The 25,816-nt window shown below is 70.5% G+C and carries 25 protein-coding genes; 17 read left to right on the top strand and 8 right to left on the bottom strand.

The annotated features are described in order from the left end of the window. Window positions 1-81 precede the first annotated feature (81 nt). Window positions 82-1,485: an MFS transporter gene (locus ACIRD8_RS14085; RefSeq protein ID WP_403990066.1), complete on the top strand. Its 1,404-nt coding sequence runs from the start codon at window positions 82-84 to the stop codon at window positions 1,483-1,485. Window positions 1,486-1,618: 133 nt separating this feature from the next. Continuing rightward, window positions 1,619-2,626, top strand: a complete 1,008-nt coding sequence (locus tag ACIRD8_RS14080) for an SEC-C domain-containing protein (protein WP_403990064.1) — start codon at window positions 1,619-1,621, stop codon at window positions 2,624-2,626. 476 nt (window positions 2,627-3,102) lie between these two features. Here ACIRD8_RS14080 and ACIRD8_RS14075 read toward each other — a convergent pair whose 3' ends face one another. After that, window positions 3,103-3,690 (bottom strand): TetR/AcrR family transcriptional regulator, encoded by a 588-nt coding sequence (locus tag ACIRD8_RS14075; protein ID WP_403990062.1) that lies wholly within the window; start codon window positions 3,688-3,690, stop codon window positions 3,103-3,105. Between the two features lie 207 nt (window positions 3,691-3,897). On the opposite strand from ACIRD8_RS14075, the gene ACIRD8_RS14070 reads away from it, so the two are divergent. From ACIRD8_RS14070 to ACIRD8_RS14025, 10 genes are all read left to right on the top strand, one after another. Next, a complete protein-coding gene (locus tag ACIRD8_RS14070) occupies window positions 3,898-4,608 on the top strand; it encodes an AAA family ATPase (RefSeq protein ID WP_403990060.1) in 711 nt (236 codons plus the stop codon). Between the two features lie 163 nt (window positions 4,609-4,771). Beyond that, window positions 4,772-5,710, top strand: coding sequence for a DMT family transporter (locus tag ACIRD8_RS14065; RefSeq protein WP_403990058.1), 939 nt, complete (start codon window positions 4,772-4,774; stop codon window positions 5,708-5,710). A 36-nt stretch (window positions 5,711-5,746) separates the two neighbouring features. Continuing rightward, on the top strand, window positions 5,747-7,177 hold the full coding sequence (locus ACIRD8_RS14060; RefSeq protein ID WP_403990056.1) for an FAD-dependent oxidoreductase: 1,431 nt from the start codon (window positions 5,747-5,749) through the stop codon (window positions 7,175-7,177). Window positions 7,178-7,280: 103 nt separating this feature from the next. Next, on the top strand, window positions 7,281-7,880 hold the full coding sequence (locus ACIRD8_RS14055) for a flavodoxin family protein (RefSeq protein WP_403990054.1): 600 nt from the start codon (window positions 7,281-7,283) through the stop codon (window positions 7,878-7,880). A gap of 42 nt (window positions 7,881-7,922) precedes the next feature. Further along, window positions 7,923-8,336 (top strand): nuclear transport factor 2 family protein, encoded by a 414-nt coding sequence (locus ACIRD8_RS14050; protein WP_403990052.1) that lies wholly within the window; start codon window positions 7,923-7,925, stop codon window positions 8,334-8,336. A 55-nt stretch (window positions 8,337-8,391) separates the two neighbouring features. Beyond that, entirely contained in the window at window positions 8,392-8,790 is a 399-nt protein-coding gene (locus tag ACIRD8_RS14045) for a nuclear transport factor 2 family protein (RefSeq protein ID WP_403990050.1), read from the top strand. 120 nt (window positions 8,791-8,910) lie between these two features. Then, window positions 8,911-9,894: an AvrD family protein gene (locus ACIRD8_RS14040; protein ID WP_403990048.1), complete on the top strand. Its 984-nt coding sequence runs from the start codon at window positions 8,911-8,913 to the stop codon at window positions 9,892-9,894. Between the two features lie 33 nt (window positions 9,895-9,927). After that, entirely contained in the window at window positions 9,928-10,947 is a 1,020-nt protein-coding gene (locus tag ACIRD8_RS14035; RefSeq protein ID WP_403990046.1) for a beta-ketoacyl-ACP synthase III, read from the top strand. A gap of 55 nt (window positions 10,948-11,002) precedes the next feature. Then, complete coding sequence (locus ACIRD8_RS14030; protein WP_403990044.1) at window positions 11,003-11,251, top strand: acyl carrier protein; 249 nt, start codon at window positions 11,003-11,005, stop codon at window positions 11,249-11,251. Window positions 11,252-11,328: 77 nt separating this feature from the next. Continuing rightward, the gene (locus ACIRD8_RS14025) at window positions 11,329-12,045 is read left to right on the top strand and encodes an HAD family hydrolase (RefSeq protein WP_403990042.1); all 717 of its coding nucleotides are present in this window, start codon (window positions 11,329-11,331) and stop codon (window positions 12,043-12,045) included. Window positions 12,046-12,105: 60 nt separating this feature from the next. Here the strand turns inward: ACIRD8_RS14025 and ACIRD8_RS14020 are convergent, their stop codons facing one another. The 5 genes from ACIRD8_RS14020 to ACIRD8_RS14000 form a co-directional block, all read right to left on the bottom strand. After that, window positions 12,106-13,326, bottom strand: a complete 1,221-nt coding sequence (locus tag ACIRD8_RS14020; protein ID WP_403990040.1) for an IS701 family transposase — start codon at window positions 13,324-13,326, stop codon at window positions 12,106-12,108. A 174-nt stretch (window positions 13,327-13,500) separates the two neighbouring features. After that, on the bottom strand, window positions 13,501-14,079 hold the full coding sequence (locus tag ACIRD8_RS14015) for a TetR family transcriptional regulator (protein ID WP_403990038.1): 579 nt from the start codon (window positions 14,077-14,079) through the stop codon (window positions 13,501-13,503). Between the two features lie 137 nt (window positions 14,080-14,216). Continuing rightward, the gene (locus ACIRD8_RS14010) at window positions 14,217-14,975 is read right to left on the bottom strand and encodes an SDR family NAD(P)-dependent oxidoreductase (RefSeq protein ID WP_403990728.1); all 759 of its coding nucleotides are present in this window, start codon (window positions 14,973-14,975) and stop codon (window positions 14,217-14,219) included. Between the two features lie 2 nt (window positions 14,976-14,977). Then, the gene (locus tag ACIRD8_RS14005; protein ID WP_403990036.1) at window positions 14,978-15,676 is read right to left on the bottom strand and encodes an HAD family phosphatase; all 699 of its coding nucleotides are present in this window, start codon (window positions 15,674-15,676) and stop codon (window positions 14,978-14,980) included. 116 nt (window positions 15,677-15,792) lie between these two features. Continuing rightward, window positions 15,793-16,500 (bottom strand): ScbR family autoregulator-binding transcription factor, encoded by a 708-nt coding sequence (locus ACIRD8_RS14000; protein ID WP_403990034.1) that lies wholly within the window; start codon window positions 16,498-16,500, stop codon window positions 15,793-15,795. A 233-nt stretch (window positions 16,501-16,733) separates the two neighbouring features. On the opposite strand from ACIRD8_RS14000, the gene ACIRD8_RS13995 reads away from it, so the two are divergent. Then, window positions 16,734-17,669, top strand: coding sequence for a ScbA/BarX family gamma-butyrolactone biosynthesis protein (locus ACIRD8_RS13995; RefSeq protein WP_403990032.1), 936 nt, complete (start codon window positions 16,734-16,736; stop codon window positions 17,667-17,669). A 43-nt stretch (window positions 17,670-17,712) separates the two neighbouring features. On the opposite strand, the gene ACIRD8_RS13990 is transcribed toward ACIRD8_RS13995, so the two are convergent. Both ACIRD8_RS13990 and ACIRD8_RS13985 read right to left on the bottom strand, forming a co-directional pair. Further along, the gene (locus ACIRD8_RS13990) at window positions 17,713-20,010 is read right to left on the bottom strand and encodes a SpoIIE family protein phosphatase (RefSeq protein ID WP_403990030.1); all 2,298 of its coding nucleotides are present in this window, start codon (window positions 20,008-20,010) and stop codon (window positions 17,713-17,715) included. Between the two features lie 87 nt (window positions 20,011-20,097). Continuing rightward, the gene (locus ACIRD8_RS13985) at window positions 20,098-21,672 is read right to left on the bottom strand and encodes an MFS transporter (RefSeq protein WP_403990028.1); all 1,575 of its coding nucleotides are present in this window, start codon (window positions 21,670-21,672) and stop codon (window positions 20,098-20,100) included. Between the two features lie 114 nt (window positions 21,673-21,786). On the opposite strand from ACIRD8_RS13985, the gene ACIRD8_RS13980 reads away from it, so the two are divergent. The 4 genes from ACIRD8_RS13980 (at window position 21,787) to ACIRD8_RS13965 (ending at window position 25,781) form a co-directional block, all read left to right on the top strand. Then, on the top strand, window positions 21,787-22,725 hold the full coding sequence (locus ACIRD8_RS13980) for a TetR/AcrR family transcriptional regulator C-terminal domain-containing protein (protein ID WP_403990026.1): 939 nt from the start codon (window positions 21,787-21,789) through the stop codon (window positions 22,723-22,725). A gap of 341 nt (window positions 22,726-23,066) precedes the next feature. Continuing rightward, a complete protein-coding gene (locus ACIRD8_RS13975) occupies window positions 23,067-23,519 on the top strand; it encodes a very short patch repair endonuclease (protein ID WP_403990024.1) in 453 nt (150 codons plus the stop codon). Next, the gene (locus ACIRD8_RS13970; protein ID WP_403990022.1) at window positions 23,516-24,472 is read left to right on the top strand and encodes a DNA cytosine methyltransferase; all 957 of its coding nucleotides are present in this window, start codon (window positions 23,516-23,518) and stop codon (window positions 24,470-24,472) included. The genes ACIRD8_RS13975 and ACIRD8_RS13970 overlap by 4 nt, the downstream gene beginning before the upstream one ends. A gap of 64 nt (window positions 24,473-24,536) precedes the next feature. Next, window positions 24,537-25,781 (top strand): DNA cytosine methyltransferase, encoded by a 1,245-nt coding sequence (locus ACIRD8_RS13965; protein WP_403990020.1) that lies wholly within the window; start codon window positions 24,537-24,539, stop codon window positions 25,779-25,781. The last annotated feature ends 35 nt before the right edge of the window (window positions 25,782-25,816 follow it).

The following is a 25,816-nucleotide window of genomic DNA, read 5'->3' as shown; positions in this document are numbered from 1 at the left end:
GGGCCCGCCACGCACGGAACCCGCCCACGCATCGGACCTGCCCGCGCACCCGGCTCCAGGGGCCGGTCCCGGAGGGACGTCATGACCCAGCAGCCCGTACGGACCCGACTCGCCCCGGCGCGGAGAACCGGTCGCGTCCGGCCGCCGCACCGGCCCGGCGCGACCCTCGCCGTCACCAGCGGGGCCACCGCCGTCGCGCTGATGAACTACACCGCGCCGATGACGGCGCTCCCCACCCTCTCCGCCGCCTTCGCCACCCCGCCCGCCGCCCAGGCCTGGCTGCTGAACGGGGCTCCGCTCGGCCTCGCGGTGCTGCTGCTGGTCGCGGGCAGCCTCGCCGACGACTTCGGCCGCCGCAGGCTCTTCCTCATCGGCACCCTCGGCCTCGGGGTCACCACCGCGCTCGGCGCCCTCACCACGAGCACCCTGGGCTTCACCCTCGCCCGGGCCGGCCAGGGCGCCGCGAGTGCGGCGATCCTGGCCACCAGCCTCGGGCTGCTGGTCGGCGCGTACCCGGTCGGGCCCGCGCGGATCAAGGCGATGGGGGTGTGGGGGGCGTTCGTGAGCGCCGGGATCGCGCTCGGCCCGCTCCTCGCGAGCTCGCTCGGCACCCTGGACTGGCGGCTGACGTATCTCGCCCTGGGCCTCGGCGCCCTCGTCACCGGGGGCTTCGCCTTCCGCACGCTCACGGAGTCCCGCGCGCCCCGCGCCGGCCGCCCCGATCTGCTGGGCGCGGCCCTGCTGGGCCTCGCCATGACCGCGCTGCTGACGGCCCTGACGCTCGGCCGGGACGGCTGGCTGCGCGCACCGGTCGGCCTGCTGCTGGCCGCGGCGGTGGCGCTGACCGCCGTGTTCGCCGCCGTGGAGCGCAGGGCGGCGGCCCCGCTGATCGACCTGTCGCTGTTCCGCAGCCGCGCCTTCCTGGCGGCGGCCGTGGGCGGCCTGTTCACCGGGCTCTCGGTGATCGGCCTGTTCAGCTATCTGCCGACCCTGCTCCAGCACGCGCTCTCGCTGTCGGCGCTCGACGCGGCCTGGCTGTTCCTGCTCTGGTCCGGTACGTCGTTCGTCGTGGCGCTCCAGTCGCGGCGGCTGACCGGGCGGGTCACGGCCGGGCACCAGCTGGCGGCGGGCTTCGCGCTCCACGCGGTGGCGGTGCTGCCGATGCTGGGGGTCCTGAGCGGAGCACCGGGCGGCGCGGAGCCTTCGGTGTGGGCGCGTCTCGTCCCCGCCCTGATCGTGGCCGGCGCGGGCAGCGGTCTGATCAACGCGGCGCTGCCCCGGCTCGCCGTCGAGTCCGTACCGCCGGAGCGGGCGGCCATGGGGTCCGGTGCCAACAACACCGCCCGCTACCTCGGCTCGTCGGCCGGTGTGGCCGTGACGATCGCGGTGGCGACGACTCCGGCGGGCGCGGACGGGGCGGTGCTGCTGTCGGCCGCCATGGCGCTCGCGGCCACGGTGGGCGTCCTGCTCCTGCGGGAGCGCTGAGCCCTCCCGGACGGCCGCGGGCGTGCGGCCGTCCGGCCCCGCGCCGAGTGTTCTCCCCGGCGCCCTGAGGCCTTCATCACCGCTGCGGTCCGCGCCCTCTCACCTCGCACCCGACCCGCAGTACCGTGTGGCCATGCGCCCCGACACGCCTGCCGACCACATCACCGAAGCCGAGCGCCTGCTGCGCACCGCGGCGCAGTATCCCGAGGACCACGAACCGCTGTTCCTCCAGGCCGCGGCCCATCTGGAGCTCGCCGGTGAACGCGCCCGCGCGAGCACCCTCTACGACGAACTGCTCGGCTCCACCGAAACCACCGTCGAACAGCCGCACCTGGTCAAAGCCCTCAAAGCGTCCAACCTGTGGGAGTACGGCCACGAGGCGGAGGCCCGCGCGATCATCGACGGCATCCGCTCCGCCGGCCCGCTCGACGCGGCACCGTGGGAGATCGCCGCGGAGACGCTCGAAGCGCACGACGAGCTGGAGGCGGCCCACGACTTCTTCTCGACCGCGCTGACGCTGCTCCTCGCACCGGGCGAGGAAGTCCCGTACGCCACCCAGTCGCTGCTGATCGGGCGGCACCGGGTGCGCAGGCTGATGGGTGTCACCCACGACGCATGGGACGAGCTGGCGGACACGCTGCACACGGCCGCCGTACCCCTCGACGAGCTGCACGACCCGAAGCGCCTGTGGTCCCTGGGCTCCTCGGACCCGGGTGAGCTGCAGGCGGAGATCAACCGGCTCCGCGCCGAACTGGGCACCTACCGCAGCGCGTTGTCCCGCCCGTTCCCCGTGGCGGTGCTGCACTGGCCCGAGGGCGAGCTGCGCGAACTCCTCACGGCCTACCCGGGGCTGGCCCAGGAGTACCTCTCGCACGAGGACCATCTGGCGCGGCTGGAGGCGGCGTTGCGGGATCTGCACGCCACGGGTACGCCGAATCTCGGCATCGTGACGGGCACGGTCCCCTCCTACGAGGCGTTCGCCGCGTCGGAGGCCGCGTCGCCGTCCGACCCCGACCTGCTCCCCCAGTACGCCACGACACTGGCGGCCCGTGGCCGCGCCGTCCCGTGGCCCCCGGCGCGCAGTGCGGCGTGCTGGTGCGGCTCGGACCGTTCGTACCGCGAGTGCCACGGGGCGGGCTGACCACAGGCCTCTTCCACCGTCGCCTGCCCGCGAACACGTCCCGCAGGTCCCCACTCGCAGCACGCACAGGCCGCCCGCCTCGGGGCGCACAGCCGGACCGGACCCTGCTCGCGGAGGCCCCGAGCAGGGTTCCGGCATGCTCGTCCCGCGCGGGACGGATGCCCCGGAAAGGGAGCGTCCCGCCCGGGTATTCGCACCATGGACGAACGATCCGGGCAGGAGTCCGTCAGGTACGGCTGTGCACGCTTGCGTCGTCCGGTGAGGCCTCACTACGGTCGATGACGGTCACAGAAGTTCGAACCACAGGACAGCTGCAGGGCCTCCGGCCGACCGCGGAGGTGCTGGAGCCCCTGCCTGTCAGCACGGTTCCGGGGGGAAGCATGGGAGCACGTCCGCAGTCCGCGTCGGGGCCGGCGTGACGGTGGAAGCCGACGGCCCGGGCGGCCGGATGCGCAGCGGGCCACGGGACGGCCGTGTCACGCCTCGTCCGACGGGGGACGGACGCCGGCACCGCGCTCGGCGAAGGTGACGACGAAGTCCTTGAGCATCGCCAGGTCCGCGGTTTCGCCGGTCGCCTCCTGGCACAGCCGGCTGAGCTGTGGCATCACCATCGGCCAGGCGCCCAGTCCGATCAGGGTCAGCAGCAGACGTCCGCTGTCGGCCTCCGGGACGTCGGCACTCGCGGCCACGGATTTGGCCGCGTTCTCGTACCAGACGGACCGTCCGGAGGCGTCGGACGATCCGACGTATCCGTCCTGCAGTCCTTCGAAGATGAGCAGTCGCAACAGGGTGGGGTCGTTGCGGTGGTGGTCGAAGATCCGGCCGACGTAGTCGCCGATCGAGCCTTCGCCGGGACGCACCTCCTGTACGAGTTCGGCCATGGCCTCGGAGATGACGGCCTTGAACAGTCCCTCCTTGCTCTGGAAGTGCCCGTAGATGCGCTCCTTGTTGACGCCTGCGCGCTCCGCGATGCGGTTCACCCGGGCTCCGGCGATGCCGTAGCTGCTGAACTCCACTCTCGCGGCGTCCAGGAGTCGGCGCTTGGTCAATTCCGTGCCTGACATACGCCCACTGTAGCCCCATCCAACCCGTTGGTTGACACCCCCTCGGCCGACGTGCAAGCATCAGCAACCAACAGGTTGGATGGCTCTTGCGATGAAGCCCGAGTCTCCCTGACGCAGCGCCGCGACAGGCCGCCGAGGACAGCGGAAGTCCAGGTCCGAGCTCCGGCGCAGTCCCTCATCCGTCTCCACCGAAAGGCCATCAGGCGCGTGAAGATCGCAATCTCAGGTACGTATTCGGCCGGCAAGACGTCGACGGTCATGGCGCTGTCCCGCTACGCCGGGGTCCCTCGCACCCTTGCCCGCACGATCCGGGAGATCCTCCCCGAGGCAGTGCCCGGCAAGGCCCTCTCGGAGGTCACTCCGGCGGAGTTCCTCCAGCTGATGCTGCGGCGTCACACGGAGCGGGTCGCGGCCGAAGCCCTGCTCGGCGAGCACTTCATCTCCGACGGGTCCTCGCTCCAGGAGTGGCTCTACGGGGCGGGCCGTGTCATCCACGGGATGAACCCGAACGCGACCGCCGGCAACGCGGGCGGCCTCGCGGTCGTGCAGGAGGAGGAGATGGCGTTCTTCGCGAAGGTCGTCGACCAGTACGCCCTCGCGCTGCAGCAGCACGTGAAGAAGACCTACGACGCGTACGTGCACCTGGAGCACGAGCTCCCCATCGCCGCGGACGGACACCGGCCGATGAACGAGGGCTTCCGGGCGACGATCGACACGATGATGCTGCGGACGCTGGACGAGCTGGAGATCCCGTACCACATCGTCCGGGGCACGATGCCGGAGCGCCTGACGCACATATGCGAGCTGTTCGGCCTCGAACCCGTCATGGACATGGACGAGGCCATCGACCTCGCCCGCCAGGACTACGACGCCCAGGACTTCCGCCTGGAGACGGAGCGCCTCGCCCCGGCTGCCTGAGCAGGCCCACCGCCCGGCCGCACGGACACCACCGCACCACTCACCGGGAGGGGACCCCTGCCCGCCGCCCAGGCACACCGGGCGTCCCGTGGACCTGCGAGCGGTCCGCCGAGGAGCAAGCCGCACATCTCTCCGACCCACCCCCTCCCCTGGAGCCCACCAGATGAAGAACACAGCACTTCTCGTCCGAACCGGACTCGGTCCGGCCATCGGAGGCACCCTCTTCTACGTCGCCGCCCACTACCTGCCGCCCACTCCGTACTGGGACGGCTTCCTCCGCGTGCTGCCCGCCGGTCTCCTGCTGCTGGCGATCCGCCCCCGCATGCCCCGGGGCGACTGGTGGTGGAAGTCGTTCGTGCTGGGCGCGCTCAACATGGGCCTCTTCACCGTCTTCCTGCTGATCTCCGCCCAGCGCCTGCCCGGCGGCGTCGCGGCCACGCTGAACGCGATGTCCAGCCTGGTGGCCATCGCGGTCGCATCCGTGGTCCTCAAGGAGAAGATCCGGGCGCATCACTACATCGCCTGCCTGATCGGCATCACCGGCGTCGCCCTGCTCGTCCTCCGCAGCTCCGCGACCCTGGACGCGGTCGGCGTCCTGGCCGGCATCGGCAGCGCCACGAGCATGGGTGTCGGCAGTGTCATGGCACGCAAGTGGGGCCGCCCCGAGGGCGTGCACAGTCTCACCACCGCGGGCTGGACCCTGCTCGGCGCGGCCGTCTTCCTGCTGCCGCTCGCCTTCCTCTTCGAGGGTGCGCCCCCGAGCTTCACGGGTGAGCAGCTGGCGGGCCTCGCCTGGGCCGCACTCGTGGTCGGGGCGCTGGGCTTCGCCCTCTTCCTCTCCGGCGTCCAGCGTCTGCCGGTCTCACAGACCGCTCCGCTGCCCCTGATGAACCCGGTCACCGCGGCCGTCCTGGGCTGGGTCGCGGTCGGGGAACGGCTCACCGCACTGCAGGCCCTCGGCGGAGTACTCGTCTGCACCGCGATCGTCCTGGTCGCCAACCCCAACATCCTGGGCCGCTTCTTCACCAAGCCGGAACCGGCGCCGACGACGCCGGCCCCCATCGACGAAGCGACGAAGACCGCACCGTCGCCGTCCTCGTAGCCCCGGCACGGCTTGTTCTTGGAAACGGGAGAAGGCATGAAGAACTTCGACGTCGTCGTGGTCGGCGGCGGACCGACAGGGCTGGTCACAGCCGGCCTCCTGGCGCGGGCAGGGGTGAACGTGTGCGTCGTGGAGCGCAGGCTCCACCGCGGCGACCGGCCCAAGGCGGTCGTGCTGCACGCGCCGACCCTGGAACTCCTCGGGTCGTTCGGCCTGCTGGACGACGTGCGCGCCCGCAGCATCCCCCTCGACCGGTTCTCCTTCCGCGTCAGCGGGGCGGAGGCGTTCTCCGCCGAGATGACCGGAATGGACACCCACCTCGACGGCTACCGGAACATGCCGCAGCCGATACTCGAGGGTCTGCTCGAGAAGTACGCGCTCGAATACGGCGCGCACATCGAACGCGGCGTCAGTTATCTGTCGCACGAGGCGACCGGGGCCGGGGTGACGGTCCGCTTCGAGGGCCACGAGGACATCCACTGCTCGTACCTGATCGGCAGCGACGGTCCGCGCAGCGCCGTACGGGAGTCGTTGGGCATCCCGATGACCGGTCGCAGCCTGACGTCGAGCTACCTGCTGGTCGAAGGGGTCCCGGAGGAACTCGTCGGCCGGAGGGAGGTCGGCGTGCACGTCGGGGCGACGGGCATGGTCACCATGATGCCCATCCCTGGCGACCAGGTGCTCGTGGCCGGTCCGGCGGTGTCGGGGCTGTCCCTGGAACGCGGCGCGGAGATGGCGTGGGAGCAGATCGCCGATGCCATCGAGACACTGGGATTCGGCAGTCGCCTGAGGCTGGCAGAGGCTGTCCGCACGAGCCACTACTCCGTGGATCTGCGGGTCGCCGACCGCTTCGTGGCGGGAAACGTCGCGCTGGCCGGCGACGCCGCGCATCTGAACACACCGGCGGGCGGCCAGGGGCTCAATCTCGGCATCGGCGACGCCGTCGCTCTCTCCTGGCGCGTTCTCGTCGCACTGGACAACGCCGGCACGGAGGTACTCGCGGAATACGAGGAGGAGCGCCGCGCCTTCGCCGCGAAGGTGGGGCGGACGACCTTCCTCGCACCGCTCATCGAGCGGATCCGGTCCGCAGACGACGTGACGAGGACCGCGGTTCAGGACACGGTCGACGAACTGGCCCTGTGCTGGAGTCAGTTGTACCCGGGCGATGAGAACTGGGACGGCGCACGCTATGTGCTGAACGCCGGGGCGCGCGTTCCCTCCCACATCAGGACCGAGGAGGAACTGGTTCCGTTCCTCGCCCCGAGCGACCGCATCGACGGTTCGGCCCTGCTGCTGTTCGACGGTGCGGACCCCCGGACCGTCGAGACCGGGCCTTCCCTTCCCCCCGTGCGCGCAGTGCGCCGGCTCTCCCGACGGGCCATGAACGGCCGGGTCACGCTGCCGGAAGGCGCCGACGGACTCCTCGTACGCCCGGACCGCCGTGTCGCGAAGGTGCTGGGGGCCTGAGGGCCCTCCGTAAGACCTGGTGGAGCAGCTCCCGGAAGCGCTCCGCCCTCGTACACACACATTCCTTGTACACACCCGCATTCCACCCCTGGAGGGATCCTTCATGTCCACGAAGCCCCGCATAGCGATCGCCTACTACTCCGGCTTCGGCCACACGGACCTCATCGCCGACGCCGTCAGGAACGGGGCGAGCGACGCCGGCGCGGAGGTGACGCTGATCCGCGTCGACACCATCACCGACGAGCAGTGGCAGACACTCGACGACGCCGACGCCATCATCTTCGGCTCGCCCACCTACATGGGCTCCGCGGCCGGCAAGTTCCACGTCTTCGCCGAATCCACCAGCAGGCGCTGGGCAACGGCCGCCTGGAGGAACAAGCTCGGCGCCGGCTTCACCAACGCCGCCTGCAAGGCGGGTGACAAGCACTCCACCCTCGCCTACTTCGCCACCCTCGGCGCCCAGCACCAGATGAACTGGATCAACCTCGGCCTGCACCCCGGCTGGCACACCAGCACCGAGTCCGAGAACGACCTCAACCGCCTCGGCTACTTCAACGGCGCCGCGGCAAGTACCCCCGCCGACCTTCCCCCGGGCGCCGTCTCCAAGGCCGACCTCGCCACTGCCGAGCACCTCGGCCAACGCGTCGCGCAGCACGCGGCCGTCGTGAACGCGGGCCGGGAGGCCCTCGGCGTCACCGTCTGACCCTACGAACACGCCTCTGAGGAAAAGAGAGTTGGACCCACTGTGACCACCACCGCCACCCGCACCACCGGCGAGGCCGTCGACGCGTTCTTCGCCGCCTTCGGGGCGGGGGACTCCGAGTCCCTGCTCGCCCAGTTCGCCGACACCGTCGACTTCCACGTCAGCGGGGCGCCGAACGTTCCCTGGGCCGGATCCCGGTCCGACAAGGGTGAGATCGCCGAGTTCTTCGGGCTCTTCCCGCAACTGCTCGACGGCCCCGAGTCGTTCGAGATCACCACCCGTGTCACGGAGGGGCAGGACGCGGTGGTCATCGCCAACTGTGTCTTCGAGGTGACCGCCACGAAGAAGCGGTTCGCCAACCGGTACGCGCTGCACTTCACCGTCACCGACGGCCTGATCGTCCGCTACCACATGTTCGAGGACAGCTACGCGATCCACGTGGCCTTCACCCCCTGACACCGCTCGTACCGCACCGCTCCACCGACGTTCCGCAACCATCGAGGAGAAGTTCATGTCATTCCCGGCAATGCCCAAGGCCGTCCACCAGTTCTATGCCGGTTCGCTGGCCGCCGACGCCGAGCTCTGGGGCGCGGGGTTCGCCGAGGACGCGCTCTTCCACGACCCGGTCGGCAGCGAGCCGATCCGCGGCCGTGACGCGATCTTCGCCAAGCTGCGCAAGGTGATCCCCCTGTTCGACCCGTTCATCGGGATCACCCCGATCGAGGCCTACACCACCGGTGGCGAGACCGCTGTCTCCTGGCGCGGCGCCGTGGTGACCACCGACGGGAAGCCCGTCAACTGGTCGGGCATCTCGGTCTTCCGCCTCAACGACGAGGGCCTCATCGCCGAGGCGCGGCTGTACTTCCACCACGGGGTCTTCGCCGCCCAGGCACAGCTCGGCGACCACTGAGATCAACGGTCGCAGGGGCATGTGCGTTCGCCACGAGCGACCGCACGCCCCGGCTGCCCGCCCCGGCCCATCCGGCCGGGGCGGGCGGCAGTCATCAATCCATAGGGGGAGGATTACGAAATGCAGGCCAACGGCCTTGAACAGGAACTCCGGCTCGCAAGCGTCGATGACGTCCTGGGGGACCGCCACTCGCGGTTCTTCGGGGAGGGCTTCAAGCGGGTCACGTACTCACTGACCGGCATCACCGTCACACCCGGCACGCGGACCGCACCGGGCGAGGTCCGCGCCACGGCCGGTATCCATCTGCCGGACACCTGGTCACGCAAGGGGGAAACCCTCCAGCGGCCGCATCTGTCGACGCTGGACGGGATGCTCCTCGCCGCGCAGCTCACCGGTCTGTACGCCGCCCACACACAGCACCTGGACGCCGATGCGCCGTTCCGTGTCCTCGGCCTGCGCATCAAGGCCGGTCCTGCTCCCGACGAGGAGGGCCTCGAACACATCGGCGTATCGGCCGTGCACCGCTCGACCACCGCTTCGCCGGACACCGCCGGCCACTCCGTCACCACCATGGACTGCACGATCGGCTCGATGCGTCTGCAGGTGGAGGCCGAGCACCCCGCAGCGGACGAGCCCGGCCGCGCACCCGGCGTGTACGCCACGGCCGAGGACCTCGACGGCTCCTGGAACTCCGCCGCGTTCGGCGTCTCCCACCGGTTTCGCAGCCAGCACCTGGACGACGTGGTGGCCAACGTCTCCGACGGCACCGCGCACGCCCGGCTCACCCTCGTCGACGCCCCCGGCCAGGACCCGGCGCAGGACCCGCGTCCCACCGCGATCGACCTGTTCGTCTCCGCCCTTCAGCTCGGACAGGTCCTGCTCTACGAGCTCGACCGCCTGACGCGTGCGGAGTCCAACACGCTGTGGATGCGCAGCACCGTGTTCGCGCCCCACACCGAGGCGGAGCCCACCGACCGCTTCCGGGTGTCGCTCGGACGCGTCGCCGAACTGCCCACCGCCGAGGGCACCTGGCGTGCGGCGCGGATCACCGCTGTTCTCGGCGGCACCCAGCTGACCTGCAACGTCACCCACCTGCTGCCCTGAGCCCCGACGCCACCCCACCAGGAAGCGGTCAACGTGCACAAGCAAGCCGTCGCGCTGGTCGGCCTGGGCAGCTATCTGCCCCCGCAGCGCATCACCAACGAGGCTCTCTGCGAACGCCTCGACACCACCGACGAGTGGATCACCAGCCGGACCGGTATCCGTAGCCGGCACTGGGCCGGCCCCGGTGTCGCCACCGGTGATCTGGCCGTCGAAGCCGGTCACCGGGCCCTGAAGTCGGCCGGGCTCGCCGCCGGCCCCGACGCCGTGGATCTCGTCGTGCTGGCCACCACCACCCCGGACCATCCGTGCCCGGCCACCGCCCCGGACGTGGCTTCCCGCCTCGGTCTGGGCCCCGTACCGGCGTACGACATCGCGGCGGTGTGTTCCGGGTTCCTCTACGCCCTCGCGGCCGCGTCGGCGCACATCACCGCCGGACTGGCCCGCCGGGCCCTGGTCATCGGGGCGGAGACGTACTCCACCATCCTCGACCCCGCCGACCGCACCACCAATGTCATCTTCGGTGACGGCGCCGGCGCGGTCGTGCTCTCCGCGGCTCCGGGTGACGACGAGGACGGTCTGCTGCTCGGTATGGATCTCGGCTCCGACGGCGCCGGCCGCGACCTGATCACGATCCCGGCCGGTGGCTCACGCCAGCGGGCCACCCCGGGGACCGCCGTCGACGACGACCGCTACTTCACCATGCACGGCAAGCAGGTGTTCACCCAGGCCGTCAACCGCATGACCGAGTCCTCGCAGACCGTGCTCGACCAGCTCGGCTGGGAGGCCGACCAGGTCGACTGGCTCGTGGGCCACCAGGCCAACGTGCGGATCCTCAATGCCGTGGCCCGAGGGCTCGGCATCCCTCCGGAGCGCGCGGTCATCAATCTCGACCGGGTCGGCAACACCTCGGCGGCCTCGATACCCCTCGCGCTCGCCGACGCCGCTTCCAACGGCTCGCTGGTGTCCGGTGCCCGTGTCCTCCTCACCGCTTTCGGCGGAGGCCTCACCTGGGGTGCTGTCGCACTCACCTGGCCGGACATCACGGCCGTCTGACCGCCCGTCCGTAAGAAGTCCTGTGTTCGAGAATGTCCGAGAAAGGCTTATGTTCATGACCACCTCCATCCTGCCTCTGTCCGACGTCCTGCTGGACATCCTGCGCTCCGACTACGACGTCCCGGACACCACCGGCCCGGACACCGACTTCGAGAGCCTCGAGTTCGACTCCCTGGTCCTGGTCGAGATCGCCGTGGACCTCTCACGCCGTTTCGACATCGACGTGGCCGACAGCGAGCTCCAGGAAGCCGGGAACATAGCCGCCACGGTCGCGCTCCTGAAGTCCAAGGGCGTCCAGGGCTGACCGGATCCCGGTGCCTCTGCCCGACGCCGCGGTTCGCGGGTGCCGGGCAGAGGCGCAAGGCCCTCACAGGAGAGACGATGAGTCCGCAACGCCTTGCCTTCTTCGACGTGGACGGAACCCTCACCACGGGCACCACGCTCTTCCGTTTCCTGCGCTACTACCTCGCGGCGCAAGGACACGGCCCCCATGTGTACGAGCACCGGCGCCAGCGGCTGAAGGCCATGGCGGCCGTGGACGTCCCCCGCGAGGTGGTCAATCGCGCCTACTTCACCAACTTCCGTGATGCCGACGCGACGACCGTGACCTGCTTGGCCCGAGCCTGGTTCGAGGCGGAGACGGCCCGTGGCGGCTTCCTCAACCCGAGCGCGATCGAGGCACTCGACCGCCACGCGTCCCGGGGCGAGACCGTCGTCATCGTCTCCGGATCCTTCCCCGCGGTGCTCCGGCCGCTCGCCGACCACCTCGGCGTGACCGATCTCCGGGCCACCGAGCCCGAGATCGTCCACGGCCGTTACACCGGAGAGCTCCTGGGGCCGCCGGTGATAGGCGAGGCGAAGACCGGTGCGGCGATGCTGGCGGCCGCGCTCCACGGGTCGGGCCTCTCCAGCTGCTACGCCTACGGGGACCATCTGTCCGACCTGCCGCTCCTGGAAGCGGTGGGGACGCCGGTCGCTGTCGCGGGCGATCCCCGGCTCGACCGTTACGCGCGCCGGCACGGCTGGACCGTCCTGCCGTGCGCCCCCGAGCCCCCGGAGATCCCGCTGGGCGAGTGCGTCGCGGTGACGGGTTCCTGAGGGCGCGGGCTCCACGAATTCCTGAGGGCGCGGCTCCACGGGTTCCTGAGGGCGCGGCTCTCAACGCCCGCCGTGGAGCGCCAGTACGCGCATGGTGTGCGCGGCGGACGCGAGAGTCATGTGCCGGTGCCACCCGCAGAACGACCGGCCCACGAAGTCCCGGGTACCCGTCCGGTCGGCGCCGATCCGCAGATCCAGGGCCACCTTGCGGGTCAGCTTGGTCAGCTTCAGCAGGTCTTCCGGCGCCGTGCCGGCCAGGTCGGTCACCCATACCTGGGCGGGTGTGTCCTGCCGGGGGCGCCACTCGCCGAAGAGCACGAGGGGCCGGTCCTGTCCGACGCGTTCCTCCTCGGGCAGCCGTACGCGAATGGTGGCCACCCATGAGGTCCGCACCCCGCCCGAGCCCCCCGGGTCCGCCCAGTCGACCCTGCGCCGGGCCGACTTGCCCAGGTCCAGGGCGCTCGCCGCGGACATGGTCAGTCCGCCGGAGCGGGGAAGCAGCGCGGGGTCGTCCACGACGAACCGGCCGGCCGCGGTGGTCCTGGCGAGCACGGGCAGGCCCGCGGTGACGAAACGCCGGACGGACTGCCGGTTCACCTCTCCCCGCAGATCCATGAGTACGGGCCGCCGCGGGGTCCCCCAGTCGCGCGCCGCCTCCAGTACGGCGTCGGCGGCACACTGCTCGACGGATCCGTAGGCGAGGGCGGGAGGGATCTCCGCGCGCTTCCGCACCGCCTCGTCCTCCATCCAGTGCCGCGGCATGAACAGCTTCCAGTTGACGGGCGCGCTCAGGGCTGTGGAGGCGTACCACGCTCCGAAGGCCCGCTGGCCCCGCACGATCCGGCCCGTCCGTGGATCGAGGAACCGGTCGACCCCCACTGTGTGTTCGCCGTCCTTGGGAATGGTCACGGGGTGCAGCACCCATGCCTCGGGCGGGCGCAGCCGGTCGAGGAACCCGGCATGGGCGGCACGCATGGGCGCCCAGTCCCAGGTCGATCCGCAGATGAAGTGATGCAGACGCTGCTCCTCGTCCGGAAGGCCGAGCGAGAGGGCGATGTTACGGACCGACTTGCGGCCCTCGGCGAGCATCAGACCCCGCAGGTAGTGCTCACCGCGCACCCGCTGGTCCCGCCTGGTGAGGGAGGAGAAGAGCCTCTCCAGGAGCTCCTCCCGGTTCCTTCGCAGCTCCTCCCCCCTGCGCTGCGCCTCCGGGACACGTCTGGAGTCACGCCTGATGCCGTGCTGTGAAAGTACGGACCTCGGGTGGACCACGGTGCTCATACAGCTCCCCCGTCTCGTGCCTGCCCCAGCCATGGTCGGGCCGGGGCATCCGCGAAAAATACAGAGTACTCGTTTTGTTTTTTTATACCACTCCGATCCCGCACCCCTGAAGCGCGACTGAAGCGCGACTGACGCACGCATGAAGCCCGCGTGGAACCCGCCTGCCGCGCGCGCCTACGCCTTGTCGCTCGCGATGCCCCGGCGGATCAGCAGCCACACGCGCGCGAGCTCCCCGCCCGCGCCGCGGCAGTGCCCCGCACGACGCATGCGCACCTCAGCCGCCGTCACGAGGCAGTCCACCAGGTCCGTCACCAGACACGGCTCGACCCCCGGGCCGAGTTCACCGCGTTCGTCCGCCTGCTCGGCCAGCTCGGCGAGCCTGGGCACCCAGGCGTCGCGCCAGTCGGCGGCGATGTCCGCCCGTTCGCGCGTCAGCAGGGCGGCCGCCCGGACGACGACATCCTGCGCCAGCAGCCGGGTGAGCACGGAAAGCAGCTCCTCCATCGCGCGCAGAGGCGATTCGTGCTGCACGGACGCGGCTTCCACGGCCTCACGGGCGATCGAGGCGCCGGCGTCGGCCACCGCTGCCGCCAGTCTGGTCTTGTCGTGGAAGTGGAAGGTCAGGGCGCCGATGGAGACGTCGCACGACTCCGCGATGGCGGTGAGGGTGGCGCCCTTGAAGCCCTGGGCGTCCATGCACACGGCAGCGCCCCGGATGAGGGCCCCACGGGTACGCGCGGCCCGGATCTGCACTGCCGTGCTCCCTCCTGGCGACCGCGCAATCCGGGCGTCACAGAATTTTAAAGTGATCGTTCGCTTTTTTTTACCACAGGGAGAGCCGAAAGGGGGCGCCCCGCAGGACGCCCCCTTCACCGCACGGCCGAAACTGATCAGTGGGTGGCGGTCGCACCACCGTCGGCCGGCACTGCCGCTCCGGTGATGAACGAGGCCCGGTCGCTGCACAGCCAGGCGGCCGCCCGGGCCACCTCCACGGGGTCGGCCATGCGCTTCTGGATGGAGGCCGCCGCGAAGACGTCCTCCAGCTCCGGTGCCTGGTGCAGGACTTGTTCCATCATCTCGGTGCGCGTACTGCCCACCACCAGTGCGTTGACGCGGATCCCCTGTGCGCCGTAGTCCGCGGCGGCGGCCTTGGTCAGGCCGATGACCGCATGCTTGGCGGCCACATAGGCCGCGGAGGCACCCGTTGCCGCGGTGCCGGCGACGCTCGACGTGTTGACCACGGCCCCGCCCCGCCCGGACGCGAGCATCGCGGGGGCCTGGTGGCGGAGGCAGTTCCACACACCCCGCACATTGACGTCCATGGTCAACTCGTAGGTCTCGTCGCTGATCTCGTGGATCGGCTGACCGGCCGTGGCGTAACCGGCGTTGTTGAAAGCCGCGTCGAGGTAGCCGAAGGTGTCCACCGCCCGGTCGACCGTTCGGGCCACGTCCTCGCCCTTTGCGACATCGCCGGGTACAGCCAGGGCGCGGCCTCCGAGCCCGCGTATCTCCTCGACCAGTGCGTCGAGGGGTTCCGCCCGCCGCGCCATGAGGACGACCGCGGCTCCCTCGGCGGCGAAGAGCCTGGCCGCGGCCGCCCCGATTCCGCTGGAGGCCCCGGTGATCATCGCGACCCGTCCGTCCAGCATGGTCATTCCCCCCACGTCCTGCCGGCCGCGACCTCGGTGTCGACGACGCGCAGGAGGCCCTCGTCGATCTCGTCGAGGCGGCTCACGATGTGGCGTGTTCCGGCTTCCCGCATCAACTCGCGCTGGAAGCCGTGCTCGAAGGGGCTCGGAAGCCCGACGAACGCGACGCCATGGGTCCTCGCGGCCTCGGCCACGCGGGCCACGTCGTCCACGAACAGCACCTGGTCGTGGGTCAGGCCGAAGACATCCGTGGTGATTTCGTGGACTCCGGGCCGGAAGCCGTTCGTGCACACGTACCCGGGCCCGTCGAACAGCTCGGCGTGAGCACCGAGGAACGTGTCGAAGTGGGTCTTCGGCAGCCCGCCGTAGCAGACGGTGCGCAGCCCCAGTCCACGCAGGCGCCGCAGCAGTTCCACCGCACCGTCCGCCATCACGACGGGGTGGCGCGCGAGGTAGCCGTCACGTTCCTCGAAGTAGGCGGCCAGAGCCTCCTCGCCCGACATCGTGCCGCCCACGGCCTCCGCCATGCGCTGCCCGGCGATGTGCTGGGGCTGCGAGAAGATGGCGCGCTCCGTCGCGGCGGTGTACTCCCCGCCCCGGCTGACGATGAAATGGTGAATGACCGGACTGAAGGTGTCGTTGAGCAGTACCCCGTCGATATTGAGCGCGACCAGGCGTAGCTTCTCGAGTTCCCGTCCCATGTTTCCCCTCCCGCATACGGTGCTTCCTGTCCTCGGGCTCCCGAGCTGCCCCGCGCACACGGCGGTGCGCGGGGAGCTGCCCGTGCGTCGTTGCCCCGGGCAGACTTCGGCGGCAGTCACTGATCGCGCGGATCACCGGGCCGCCGACGTGCGACACCCGGCCAGACAGGCGAAGTTGCTTCGGGAAGGGTGCCATAGGCCGCCGCTTTCCAGCGGTCCGGATCGATCTTGATCCGGACCGCGAGGGAGGGAACAGCGACACCGGGGATCAGCAACTCCCACATGCGCACGGCCCGTTGAGGCAGGTCCGCCCGCCCACTGACTGCGGAGGCGAAGAGCTGCATGCCGGTGCAGGCCTCGACGACGAACTCGGCCAGCTCCTTCGGGGCCACCCCGGCCTGCAGCTCACCCCGCTCCTCGGCTCGCACGAGGCAGCTCTCCATGATCGCGGCCCAGTCCTGGTAGGGGGTCGCGGCGTCCTCCATGCCGAACGCGCTCCGCTCCGTCGTCAGTCGCACACCGGCCCGGAGCAGCGTGTTCGTCTGCAGCTGGTGGGACCAGATCATGGTGAGGTCCACCAGTCGCTGGAGCCCTTCGGCGGTCAACAGCGGGACTATGGTGTCGGACTGCGCCTGCATGACGGCGCGGGCGAGGGCTTCCTTGGACTCGAAGTGGAAGTAGAGGGCGCCCGCGGTCACGCCCGAGCGTTCGAGTATGCGGTTGATGCTCGCCCCGGCGTAACCCGACTCGTCGAAGACCACCGCCGCGGCGTGCAGGATCGCCTGCCGGGTCTCCACAGCCCGTTGCTGCTTCAGTTGCCTCACGCCGCCTCCAAAAACAGAACAGTCATTACATTATAGTGCTATGGGGCCTTTGCCCGAGCATGCCGTCCTGACCTGGCAGCCCGGCGGCCCGACGAGAGCACCAACAGCCGCCCCTTGGCATCCTATTGGGGATCTCTTTACTTTCCAGTGAAGTTACGTAACCGAACGACCTTTATTTTTATAAGCCTGACTTGTCCGCGAGGTCAGAGCTGATCAACATCAGGGGGATTCGCGTGTCCAGTACCACCCAGTTCGCACCGGACGTCACGGCCGGCGTTCCGGTAACCGCCAGATATGTCCACAAAGTAGACGCATCCGAGGTCCTGCTCAGGGAATGGCAGGCCACGGGGGACGATACGTACCGCGTCCTGGCCCGCTGGCCGCAGGCACACGGCTTCTACAGCTCCCGCCACGGACTGCACGATCCTCTCCTCTTCACGGAGACGGTCCGGCAGATGGTGCCTCTGCTCAGCCACGCCGCCTACGGCGTGCCGTTCGGCCATCGCCAGGTGTGGAGCAGTCTGAGCTACTCCCTCACCCCTGCGGCGCTGACCGTGGGCGAGTCCGGCACGGCTGTCGAACTCCGCGTCGCCTGCCGGGACATCGTTCGCCGTTCCGGGCGGCTCGCCTCGATGAACATGCAGGTCGAGATCGTGCAGGACGGCGTACAGGTCGGGGTCGCCCGGACCCGCTTCGCCAACTACGCACCGGCACTCTACGAGCGGGTGCGCGGGCCCTACGCCGACATCGCCCGGTCCATCGGCCGCGCGCTCCCTCCGCCGGCTCCGATGGCGCCCCTGCGGGTCGGGCGTGACCGCGCCGCCGACGTGGTCCTCTCGGCCTCCGACATACCGGGCCGCGGCCAGTTGCGGATCGACCTCGAGCATCCCGTCCTGTTCGACCATCCTGTCGACCACGCACCGGGCATGCTGGTCCTGGAGGCCGCACGCCAGGCAGCCCAGGCCGTGACGCATCCACGGCCCATGACGGCCGTCGGCATGGACGTGGTCTTCGCCCGTTACTGCGAGTTCGACGGACCGTGCTGGATCCACGCCAGCCTCCTGGAGTCGCCCGGCCGGGGCCCGGCACGCGTGATCGTCTCCCTGGTGCAGAACGACATGTGCGTCTTCTCCGGTGTCGTCACCCTGCTGGAGACCGGGGCCTCGTAGAGCCGGCGGGCAGCACGAGGGGCGCGTCCGTACGGCCGGGCCCTCATTCCTCGGGGATCTCCTGCTCCGACCACACGGTCTTGCCGTCGGGCGCGTACCGGGTGCCCCACAGCGAGGCGAGCTGGGACATGATGAAGAGGCCGCGCCCGCCCTCGTCGACCGCCCCGGCGTACTTCATGTACGGGGCGGTGGTGCTGCCGTCGCGGATCTCGCAGGTCAGCCCCCGGTCGAGGATGAGGCGCAGCTCCACCGGCGGGCTGCCGTAGCGCACGGCGTTGGTCACCAGTTCGCTGACGATCAGCTCGGTCGCGTCACCGGTGTCGCCGTCGACGTGCCAGCCGGCCAGCGTGCTGGACGTGAGACGGCGCGCGGTGGACGGCGCCGTCCTGTCGTACGGCAACTCCCAGGCGGCGTAACGGTTCTCGGGCATCGCGCGGGTCCGGGCCAGCAGCAGGGTCGCTCCCCGGAGGTCGACGGAGTCGGGCAGGGTGTAGGCCACCGCGTCGCACAGCTCCCGCAACGGCCGGTCCGGATGGGCGAGCGCCTGGTGCAGCGCGCCCTCCGGGAGTGCGGCGTGGCTCCGCAGTGCGCTGCTGTGGAGCGCGAGCAGGCTGTCCTCCTGGACCGGGAAGGAGGCCGCCGCGACGGGGCCTCGGTCCCCGGAGCCGAGCGGCGGTCCCTGGATCACGCTGACCGTGGTGGATGTGCCGTCGGGTGCGACGAGCAGGGGAGCCGGGTGCCCGGCGGAGGCCATGGTGCACGTCGCGGTGAACGGGTCGTACACGACGTACGCGCAGGTCGCCAGCAGCGGCTCCCGGTGCAGCGGGTCGCTCTCCGGCAACTGGGAGCGCTCCTCCGCCAGTCGCGCCACGGTGTCGTACAGCCGGGCGAGCAGCTCGTCCGGTTCCAGGTCGAGCGCGGCGAGGGCGTGGACCACGGTGCGCAGCTGTCCCATGGTCGTGGCGGCCTGGATGCCTCCCGAGGCGACCTCCCCGACGACGAGGGCGGTACGGGCCCCGGGCAGCGCGATCGTGTCGAACCAGTTGCCCGCGCCGCCGCCCGGGATGAGCAGATGGTCCGTCTCGACGGCGGGCTGGGGCGACGGCATCTGGGGCAGCAGCCGGCGCTGGAGGGCGCTGGCGATGGTGTATTCGTGCACGTAGCGGCTGGCGTTGTCGATGCCGAGAGCGGTGCGGGAGGCCATCGCCATCGCCACGGGGATGTCCGCCTCGGTGAACGGTTCGGAGTCACCGCAGCGGTAGAGGCTCACCAGCCCGAGGACGGCGCCGCGCAGCGTCAGCGGTACCAGCAGGAGTGTGTGGGCGCGCTCCTCCTTGATGGAGTGGGCCCGCGCGGGGTCGGCGTCGGCCCAGGGCGCGTCCTCGACCGGGACGACGCGGGCCCGCAGGTCGGACAGGCCCCGCTGGAACGGTGTCCCGGGCGGCACGGCCCGCACGTCGCCGACCGGGTGCGCGGGGTCGCCGCCACCGCCGTACGCGGCACGGCGCAGCGGTACGTCGCGGCCGAGCGGCCCGGGCTGCGGGGTCTCACCGCGCAGGACCGCGTCGACGATCTCGACGACGCCGACGTCCGCGTAGTCAGGGACCACCGCCTCGACGACGTCCCGGCAGGTGGCCTCGATGTCCATCGTCCGGCCCACGCTGTCGCGGACCGCGGCGAGCGCCGCCTCCCGGACCCGGCGCCGCACCCGTTCGGTGACGTCGACCACGGAGACGACGACCCCCAGGACGGTGCCGTGACCGCTCTGCCGCACCCCGTGCCCCTCCTGGAGCCGGAACGCCGACAGGGAGAGGGTGCGCCGTCCGCCGGCCACGTCGCCGCGGGCCGCCCGGAAGGAGCACTCGACGCCGGGGACCCCGGTGCGCAGGACCTCCCGTACGTACGCCTCCACCCGCTCCGGTTCGTGGAAGGCGCACACCTCGCGGAACGGCCGCCCGCGCAGCCGCGCGGTCTCGTCCGTGTCGGGGTCCAGGGAGGGGTCGCTGATCCTCAGGAGGCGGAGTTCCGGGTCGAGCACATGGATGCGTACGCGTTCCTGCGTGAACATCACGTCCAGCAGCGCCTTCCCCACGGCATACCCACGCCTGGAGCCTCCGTCGGCCTCCCAGACGGCCCAGCCGTCCCCCGCGAGCGGCTCCAGCCGCAGCCCCGCACGCGCGTCGTCGTCCCCGTCAGCACGCAGGGAGTCGCCCGCGAGTACGTCCGTCACGCGCAGGCCCAGCACATCGGTGGCCGCCTGGCCGAAGCGCTGCTCGGCGGCCCGGCTCCACCCGGTGACCGCTCCGGCGCCGTCCACGACCATCAGGGGCGCATCAGCCATGAGCCCAGCTCCTTCGCCCCCCTCACGGGACCCGTAACCGGGCCCCCGTACACGTGGACACGTACGCAACCAGCATCGGTCCCAGGCTCACAGCCCGCTACCGGAGCGGGCGGCGACCCCGTCGGCGGGGCCGTGTGCCGGTGCGGGCGGCGGCGTCCCGCCCACCCCGCGCAGGAGACCGACCGACAGCGCCCCCGCTCCGGCCATCACCACGGCCGCGCCGACCGCGGCGATGCCCAGCCCATGGGTGAAGGCGTCACGCGCGGCCGACAGCACGGTGTCCGCCGTCGCGGCGGGCAGTTCATCGGCGACCGCCGCGGCGCCGCCCAGGGTCTCGCGTACGGCGTCGGCGTGCGGCGTCCCGGCGGGCAGGGCGTCGGCCATGTCCCGGCTGTAGACCGCGGCGCCGATGGAGCCGAGGATCGCCATGCCCAGGGCGCCCCCCAGTTCCTGGCCCGATTCGAGGACGGCCGCCGCGGATCCGGCGCGCTCGGGCGGGGCGGCGCCCAGGGCGAGTTCGTTGGCGAGGGTCATGGCGGCGACCAGCCCGCCCGCGTAGACGGCCCCGCCGGTGAGGGCGACCCACAGGGGCGAGTCGGTGCGCAGCTGCGAGAGCCAGAGGAATCCGCAGGCGGCGACGGCGAAACCGCCGCCCACCACGTACGCACGGTCGGTCCGCTGGGCGAGCGCGGCACCGGTCGGCGCCATCAGGGCCACGCCCGCGGCCGGCACCAGGCTCCAGAGCGCGGCGGTGAGGGGGCCCTGGCCGAGCACGGACTGGAGGTACTGCGTGAAGAAGACGGCCATGCCCACGGTGGCGAACATCGCGAGCAGATTGGCGAGCACCGGACCGCCGAAGGCACGCCGTCCCAGGAGTCCCAGGTCGATCATCGGGTGGGCGAGGCGCCTCTGCCGGCGTACGAAGACGGCGCCGAGCAGCAGACCGGCGGCGACGCAGAGCGCGGGCAGGGGCTCGTACCCGTGCCGGGCCCACTCCTTGATGCCGTAGATGACCGCGAGGAGGGCGCCGAGCGAGAGCACGGCGCTGAGCAGGTCGAACCGGCCGCGCGCGGTGGTCACGGTCTCCGGCACCAGGAAGGGCACCAGCACGAGCAGCAGCACCATGGCGGGCAGATTGATGAGGAAGACCGAGCCCCACCAGAAGTGTTCGAGCAGCAGCCCGCTGACGACGGGCCCCAGCGAGATGCCGGTGGTCATGACGCCGGTCCAGATGGTCACCGCCTTCCCGCGCTGCTTGGCGTCGTGGAAGAGGTTGCGGATCAGGGCGAGGGTCGAGGGCATCAGGGCGGCACCGCCGAGCCCCAGCAACGCGCGTACGCCGATGAGCACTTCGGCCGAGTGCGCGTACGCGGCCGCCACCGAAGCTGCCCCGAAGACGGCGGCCCCCGCGAGGACCAGGGCGCGCCGGCCGATGCGGTCGCCGAGGGCGCCCATGGCGATGAGCAGGCCCGCGAGGACGAAGCCGTACATGTCCAGGATCCACAACTGCTGGGTGGCGCTGGGCTCCAGGTCCTGGCTGATGTACGGGATCGCGAAGTAGAGGACGGATACGTCCATCGAGACGAGCAGCAGCGGCAGCATCAGGACGCCGAGGGCGGTCCATTCCTTACGGCCCGCGCGGGGACCGGGTGTGTTCTCCATACGCAGTACGGAACCGCCCCTCCCCGTACACCGCAAACAGCTGCCTAGTGCACCTGCCAAGCTCCCCAGCTGAACCGGGATCCGTCACCTCAGGTGCACTAGTACGCTCACCTCATGACCACGGAACCGCCCTACCTCCGTATCGCCGGGGAGATCCGCCGCCGCATCGCCTCGGGCGAACTCGCCCCGGGCGACCCGGTTCCCTCCACCCGCCGGATCACGCAGGAGTGGGGCGTCGCGATGGCCACGGCGACGAAGGCCCTCGGCGCGCTGAACCAGGAAGGGCTGGTGCGGCCGGTGCCCGGCGTCGGCACGGTGGTCGCGGAGAGCGGCCGGGAACGCGCCACGCCTCAGGCCCGGCAGCCGCAGCTCAGCCGCGAACGCGTCATCCGTACGGCGATCGCGCTCGTGGACGCGGAGGGCCTGGCCGCACTCTCGATGCGGCGCATCGCGACGGAGTTCGACACCTCGACCATGGCGCTGTACCGCCATGTCCCGAGCAAGGGCGAGCTCGTCCGGCTGATGTCGGAAGCGGTCTTCGACAGCGGCCCGCCCGGCCCCCGGCCCACGGGCTGGCGCCCGCTGCTGGAGCAGGAGGCGCGCTGGCTGTGGAAGCAGTACGAACAACACCCCTGGCTGGCCCGCGCCCTGGCCGGCCTCACCCGCCCGACGGCCTCCCCGAACGCGATGCGCTACACGGAACGCGTCCTGGCCGCCCTGACCGGCCTCGACCTCACCCCGGAACAGATGCTGCACATCCACCTCACGGTGCTGGGCTACGCCCAGGGCATCGCGATGGCGGTGGAACTGGAGTCCCAGGCACGGCAGGACAGCGGCATGACGGCGGACGAGTGGATGACGGCGGTGGAACCCCGCATGGACGCGATCCAGACGACCGCCGCCTACCCGGTGCTGTCCACGCTCTTCGACGACGGCAGCTTCGACCTGAAGCTCGGCACCCTCTTCGAGTTCGGGCTGGGGCGGGTGCTGGACGGGGTGGAGGTGCTGGTGGCGGGGGCGACAGCGCCACGATGCCCGGGCGACCCGCCATGAGGCCCGAAGTGCCGAACCAGCTCCCGTTTGTCGGCCGCACTCACCCGATCGTCCCGGGCCGCCGACGGCACGCCACCCGCAGCCCAAGGGGCGCCTGGCCCCCACCCGCTCCCACGATCTCCGCGACCCTCCACCGACGGCCGGCGTATGAAATCGGGGGCGGTTTCGGACAGTCGGCCTGACGCGACGCGAGGCGGGGTGGGGTACTGGCCGGATATCAGGCCGTTGTCTCCCAGCAGCGGGCGGAGGAGCCTGGTCCGCTTCCGTACGATCGATTCGAGCAGGAGGAATTTCGCCGTCATTGATCGCGAAGACGGCTGAACGTAGGAAACTGGGCAGTGATGAGCACTGCCAAACCGTCCTCCCCTGGCGTCTCCGCCCGCATGAGCCGCCAGGCGCGCCGCGACACCGCACCCGAGGTGGCGGTCCGGAAGCTGCTGCACGCCTCCGGTTACCGCTATCGCCTCAACGAGCGTGTGCCGCATATGCCCCGGCGCACGATCGACATCGCTTTCACACGGGCCAAGGTGGCCGTTTTCCTTGACGGGTGCTTCTGGCACGGCTGCCCCGAACACGCCACGCAACCGAAGTCGAACGCAGAGTGGTGGCGTCAGAAGCTGGCTCGCAACATGGCACGGGACGTCGAGACCACGGAGCACCTGACCACCGCAGGGTGGACGGTCCTACGTTTCTGGGAGCACGAAGCTCCGCTTCGAGTGGCCGAGCAGGTGGCGAAGGCGGTCGATCGAGAACGCCTCGATCGCGGACAGCGGGATTCGAGTGGGGACCTGTGAGCGGACTCCGGTTCGTGGACGTGTGCGCCGGTGCCGGCGGTCTGGCTCTGAGCCTGGAGCGGGCGGGCTTCGATCCGGTGCTGTTGTTGGACAACAGAACGGTGGCCTGCCAGACGCTGCGCCTGAACCGCCCGGCATGGGACGTGCTGGAAATGGATCTTCTGGACTTCGTACCCGACGACTACCCGAAGACCTACGACGTGGATCTACTCTCGGCAGGGCCACCCCGGGTGAAGTCCAGCGCGACCGCGGCAAGGGCGGAGACCGAGGAGGAGCAGCGCCTTCTGGAGGCCTCGGTTCTCCTCGCCCATTCCATCCAACCGCGCGCCCTCCTCCTCGAGAACGTGCCAGGACTCGTGGCAGCTCCGGAATTCGAGCCCCTACGCACATTCATCCGCAAGGAGCTGGAACACCTCGGGTATCGGCTGCACTGGTTCGTCCTGAACGCGGCCGACTTCGGCGTCCCGCAGGATCGCAAGCAGGGCGTGCTGGTCGCCCTGAAGAAGCGGTACTCCGATCACTTCCGGCCGCCGTTGCCGACGGTCGAGGAGCACGTATCGGTGGGCAAGGCCCTCCATCGCTCCATGGCGGCACGCGGCTGGGTCGGCGCTGACGCATGGGCGACTCAGGCGTTCAGCGTGGCCCCGACGCTCGTAGGCGGCTCGGACAAGCGCGGCGGTGCGGATCTGGGACCGACAGGGACGAAGAAGGCCTGGGCACGCATGGGGGTCAACGGGAGCGCGCTCGCCGACGAGGTCCCAGGGCCTGATCTCGACGGCTCCTCCGAGATGATCAAACTGACGGATGCGCAGGCCGCGCTCCTGCAGAGCTTTCCGCGTGAGTGGCAGTTCGCAGGCAGGAAGACCGCACGCTACCGGCAGATCGGACACGCTTCACCGCCGCCGGTCGGCGAGGCCCTGGGCAACGCCCTCGCCAAAGCTCTGGGAGCTTGACCACTCACACATCAGCCTTAACTCCACTGCGAGTTGATCTTGATTGGCCGGCTACACTTCGCCCATGACCCATGCACTCCATTCACCACGACTACCTGCGGATTTCCGCATCGTGGATCTTTTCGCCGGACCGGGCGGCCTCGACATCGCGGCCACGGTGATGGGACTGGAGAGCATCGGAGTCGAGTGGGACGACGCGACACGGGCGACGCGCGAGGCTGCCGGACTGCTGACCACCACGGAAAAAGATGTGGCCGCACTGAATCCGCGCGATGGGCAGGTGCGAAGCGCGAATGTCCTGACTGGCGGACCACCGTGTCAGTCATTCTCCGTGGCAGGTAACCGGAAGGGCCACGAAGCCCTTGAGGATGTCAAACGCCTGGCCACTCGCCTGGTCGGTCACAAAGACCTCATTTCCTTCCAAGCCGCCTGGAAGGGCGTCAAGGACGAGACCGACAAGATGTCGGACGAACGCACCGGTCTCGTTCTTCAGCCGCTGCGATGGATCATGGAAGCCGAGCTCGAGCAGGAGAAGAAGCGGTACGACGTAGTTGTCCTGGAGCAGGTGCCCACCGTCCTGCCCGTATGGAAGCACTACGCCAAGCTCCTGAGGCAGGTCGGTTACGCGGCCGATGCCCACGTGCTGCACGCCGAGGCCTTCGGCGTCCCACAGACACGCCGCCGTGCCGTCCTGATCGCCCAGTGGGACCCGGAGAACGTAGGACGGCACGTGGAGTTTCCCCGCGCCACCCACCAGCGCTACAGCAAGGGAGCCACTCGCCTCCGCGAGCAGCACGCCTCGGAGCACGACCGGGAGGACCTGCTGTTCTCCACACCTCGAAAAGAGAAGACTCCGGTCAAGCCCTGGGTTGCCATGCAAGACGTACTCAGTGAGCGCCCACGCGACTTCGAGGTGGTCTCCAACTACGGATCAGGTGGCGACCCCAAGAACCGAGGCCGCCGCACTTCTGACCAACCCGCGGCGACGATCACCGGAAAGGTACGGCGCAACCGCGTCTTCCGCCTGAAGGAGACCACGTCCGGGACCAAGGAGATCGGCGAGGAGTTGGAGCGGCTCACGTTCGAGGAAGCCGGCCTTCTCCAGTCGTTCCCCAGGCGGTACCCCTGGCGGTCCACCGATGTGGCCCAACAGATCGGCAACGCCATTCCGCCCCTCCTGTCCCTGCACATCCTGAGCAGTGCGCTCCGACTCGGCGCGCCGAGCGAGGATTTGATCAACAAGCTGGCGACGTGGGAACCGAAGCACTCGGATGCCGCATCGGATGAGGTTCTCACCCAGGACGCGTGAGCTGTACGGGGCCTGCCGTGACGGACCGAATCCGG

It is taken from the genome of Streptomyces sp. NPDC102451 (assembly GCF_044765485.1).
Lineage (GTDB): Bacteria > Actinomycetota > Actinomycetes > Streptomycetales > Streptomycetaceae > Streptomyces.
This window is presented reverse-complemented; position numbering and strand designations above follow the sequence as displayed.